This is a genomic window from Bradyrhizobium sp. Leo170 (assembly GCF_004296405.1).
GTDB lineage: Bacteria > Pseudomonadota > Alphaproteobacteria > Rhizobiales > Xanthobacteraceae > Bradyrhizobium.
Map to the genome: position 1 here is coordinate 1 of NZ_PSRR01000531.1, position 3,609 is coordinate 3,609.

3 protein-coding genes are annotated in these 3,609 nt (G+C 59.3%); 2 read left to right on the forward strand and 1 reads right to left on the reverse strand.

The window, feature by feature from the left end:
* Positions 1–185 precede the first annotated feature (185 nt).
* On the reverse strand, positions 186–1,787 hold the full coding sequence (locus CWO89_RS41865) for a porin (protein WP_130584076.1): 1,602 nt from the start codon (positions 1,785–1,787) through the stop codon (positions 186–188).
* A 657-nt stretch (positions 1,788–2,444) separates the two neighbouring features.
* Here CWO89_RS41865 and CWO89_RS41870 point away from each other — a divergent pair.
* Positions 2,445–2,642 carry a hypothetical protein gene (locus tag CWO89_RS41870; protein WP_130584077.1) on the forward strand — a complete coding sequence of 66 codons (198 nt, stop codon included), beginning with the start codon at positions 2,445–2,447 and terminating at the stop codon, positions 2,640–2,642.
* A gap of 784 nt (positions 2,643–3,426) precedes the next feature.
* A partial coding sequence (locus CWO89_RS47340; RefSeq protein WP_207234692.1) for a hypothetical protein occupies positions 3,427–3,609 on the forward strand: 183 nt, incomplete at its 3' end.

Sequence of the window (3,609 nt, forward strand, 5' to 3'; positions counted from 1 at the left end):
GGCGGACGGAGTCAAGGTCCAGAACACACTCTACTACCTGACCAGCCGTCGGCACTGGCGTGATGTCGATCTATCTCAGTCAGCAGCGCTCCTCACTGCACCGCATACTAAAGCCCTGTCGCGCAAACAGAACCCCCGGCAATCGCTTGCCGGGGGGCTTGATTAAGTTTCGTGTGAAACGAGGATCAGAAGTTGCGCTGAACGCGGACGTTCAAGCTGAACGTATCCTGGTCCTTGAAGTCGTACCGAGCGGTCGGCATCGGCGCCGACGGGGTAAGGATAGCAGAGCCAGTGAACTTCTGGTCGAGGTGGAACCACATGAATTCGCCCGAGAACGTCAGGTTCTTGACCGGGGTCCAGCGGGTGATCGTACCGAGCTGCGAGACGTTGAAGTCGGGGTTACAGCTGAAGTCGGCACTGGTCGCTGTGAGGCGGGCAGCAGTGAAGGTGGAGCAAACGAAGAATTTTGCCGTGTTATCGTAGCTCACGCTGGAGTAGCTGCCGAACAAGCTGCTCGACCAGTAGGGATCCCAGTTGTGGTTGAACGCACCACGGACGCCCCATGCTGTCGTCAGATGGATTTTCCCATCAGCACCAAACAACGGACCCGCCAAGCCAGCCGGTGCATATACTCCGTCCGTCACCGCCCCGAAGCCGATGCTCCCGAAGGAACCGAAATTACCGCTACCGAACATCGAGAACGGGTTAGGCGATGTCGACGACGTCGAGATCACCTGCTTGGTGTTACCCTTGGCAAAGGTGGCATCGATCTTGAAGTCGTCGCCGGGACCGGTCGGGATGTTCTTGATCTGCAACGCAGCCATCACCGCGCCGCCCCACTTGGTGTCGGGGTGACCGGAGAGTTCAGACAGATTGGTCGGCGCCGCACCCGGCAGACCGACCGCACCGGCAGGAGCACCGACCGTATTCAGGACATTGTAGGAGCCGTTGACTTCATGCGCCGAAGCCGAAATCTGGAACAGACCCCAAGCCTGGTCGATGCGGATGTTACCGACGACGTCGGGCGCATGCACGCCGGCATAGGCGTTGGCGACAGCGCCCTGTGACGTGAGCGGCACGGTCAGGTTGGCCACGACGGTGCGGTCGAAGACGGTCGGATCATCGAGGCCGATGGTGCCCGACACGCCGTTGCCGAACTGCGCGGTGTACTGGATGTTGTTCACGCCGGTGACGGTGTCATGACCGCCGAGCAGGAACGACGAGTTGTTGCCCGGATAACCATGCCACGGCGTCGCGTAGGCCGATGCCGACTTACCGAAGGTGAAGCCCGCGAACTGGATGAACACGAATTCGACCGCGACATAGCCGCCGCCGGGAGTGTCAAGCAACTGAGAGCCCGCGACCGGGAGCGAACCGTTGATCGAGTTCGGGTTGGTGGTGCTGCCGCCGAGCGTCGAGAACTGGAAGTCGGCTTGAGCGAAGGTACGGACCACGCCATATTCGGTCGCGGTGCGGGTATCGACCGTCAGCGCCATACGGGAGCGGGCGGCGAAGTAGTCGGCATACCGGTTCTGCTGACCGAGGTCGCCCGACCACGCCGGCTGATTGTAGATGCTGCCGTTGAACGTGGTGTCGACACGCAGGTAACCACCGATCTTCATGCAGGTGTCGGTGCCGGGGATGTACCAGAAACCGGCGCCGTAGAGCGAACAGATCCTCACGTACTCGACCGCTTTGGCCTTGACGGGAAGATCGGCCGCCTGTGCCCCGCCCATGGCGAGCAGACCCGCCGCTGAGCCGAGGATAAGGCTCTTAACCATCTTCATGTTAAACCTCCAAGTTGCTCTGTAAGGAAGAGCTGCGGATCCGCCGGGTAAAAACCCTGAAGCTGATTCCCTAGTCCCCCCAAAACCCGTCAAGCCGCTTCGCGCTTTCGGACTCCCGCGAAAACGCGAGGGACTTAAGCGAACCACCAAGAACGGGACGACTTCGGGATGCCCCCTCCGTCGCTGTTCCATAAGAAACGAAGGTCTCCAAACGCGCAACAAAAGAGAGAGGAGTCCGCAGGTACCTCCGCTTCTTTTCGGACGCATGTTGCACAAATATCACGGCGCTGTGAGTGGGCGTGATCGACCAACACACTGAAATAATTAGCTTATTTTGCCTCAACGCCCGACTGAAATTTAGGCACTCACCAGAAGGGAACTCGATAGCGCGTGCGCGGGGAGGTTTACGATGGCACGAGATGATCCCCACAGGAGAATCATCGAGGAGAATCATTCTTCCTTGAAGTCGCCGATCCATTGATTGCCGGTCGCGCTGGACCCATGCCTCGCAGACCCGCCAAAACCTTGCCAACCGTCTGTATGTTAACGCCTGTTCACGGATCTGTTGTCTCTGGCACGGCCCCGAAACATCATCCAACGCCCTTTCCGGCGGCGACCGTAAAGCGCCCGCAAAGGGGCTGACGAAGACGCAGGCGTTTGACCAAGATCTTGGCCGAACGCGCCGCCGAAAAGCGCGACGCCGGTGAGGTGCTAATCCGCGAGGCGGACGCTCTCGCCGCCGAGAGTTCGAACAGGCGCATGTGGGCTTATGGCGGGCCGATCGATCGACCAGGCGATCAACGCGAGGTACAGCTGGCTCGAGATCAAGTGCTCGCGCTGCAAGGTACCGCGTAGCAGCGCGCTCGGCTCCAGCCTTGGCTTCGCCCGCATCGTATGGCGCAAATTGGTGCGCCATGCAGCAAGGCCGGGACTTTGGCTAGCGTTGCAGGACCCATCGCCCGGTCTGCGCCATTGATCTACGTCGATATGTGGTTCTTGCCGTTCTTCCCTTTATTGCAGGCGGCCTTGGCACCAGCGCGGGCGAGCTGAAAACCTTTCGGATTGTAGACCCGCACTACGCTGCTATCCAACGTCTTCAAGGAGGAAAAATATGCTGAACATGCGAACGCTGTTGGCAGTCGCCATACTTCCATTCCTTGCAACCTCATCATCGGCGCAAACAGGACAACAGACGGATAGGACTGGGGCGATACGTGCTGAATGCTTCAGGCAGGCCAATGAGGCGGCAAGAGCCCAAGTGGGCATGCTTCTGCTAATCCCGCTGCCACTGCCAAAGGAAACGCTGTTGGCGCAGACGCCTACTACTCGTGCATCCGTAGAAACGGACTCCGAAGGTAAACACACCCTCGGCGAGGATCGGTCTCACCTGCATCCACTTGCGCTTGGACAGCCGAAATGTCCCCGAGCGCGAGATACTCACGCAGGTCCGGCAGATCCTCGACGAGGACTGCCCTGCTCCGCTTCAATCCGCTTCAGTTCATCAGCAACCCTCAGACGGCTAAGCGGCAACGCATAAGCACTTGCCGTGCAAGCTATTGCGACCGCCGTCGTCTGAACCAGTTGCCATCGTTTGAGTGATGCTGCACTGCATGAGTCCGCATGCGGCCCAAAAACGGACATGCAGGGAATTTCGGCCGAACTTCTGAGACGGCATTCTGTTTTCGCTACGGCCTGCTTCGCTTCGGACGCAACGACGATTTCGATGCTTGGCCCGCGACAGAACGACCCGACGGGCAAATCACTCGAAAGTCTGTCCACCCTTGCAGCGAAAAATATTCCGCTTTCGCCGTCGGGCAAATCA

Excerpts from the sequence above, each read along its gene's own strand:
- CWO89_RS41865 (WP_130584076.1), bottom strand. The coding sequence starts at position 1,787 with ATGAAGATGGTTAAGAGCCTTATCCTCGGCTCAGCGGCGGGTCTGCTC.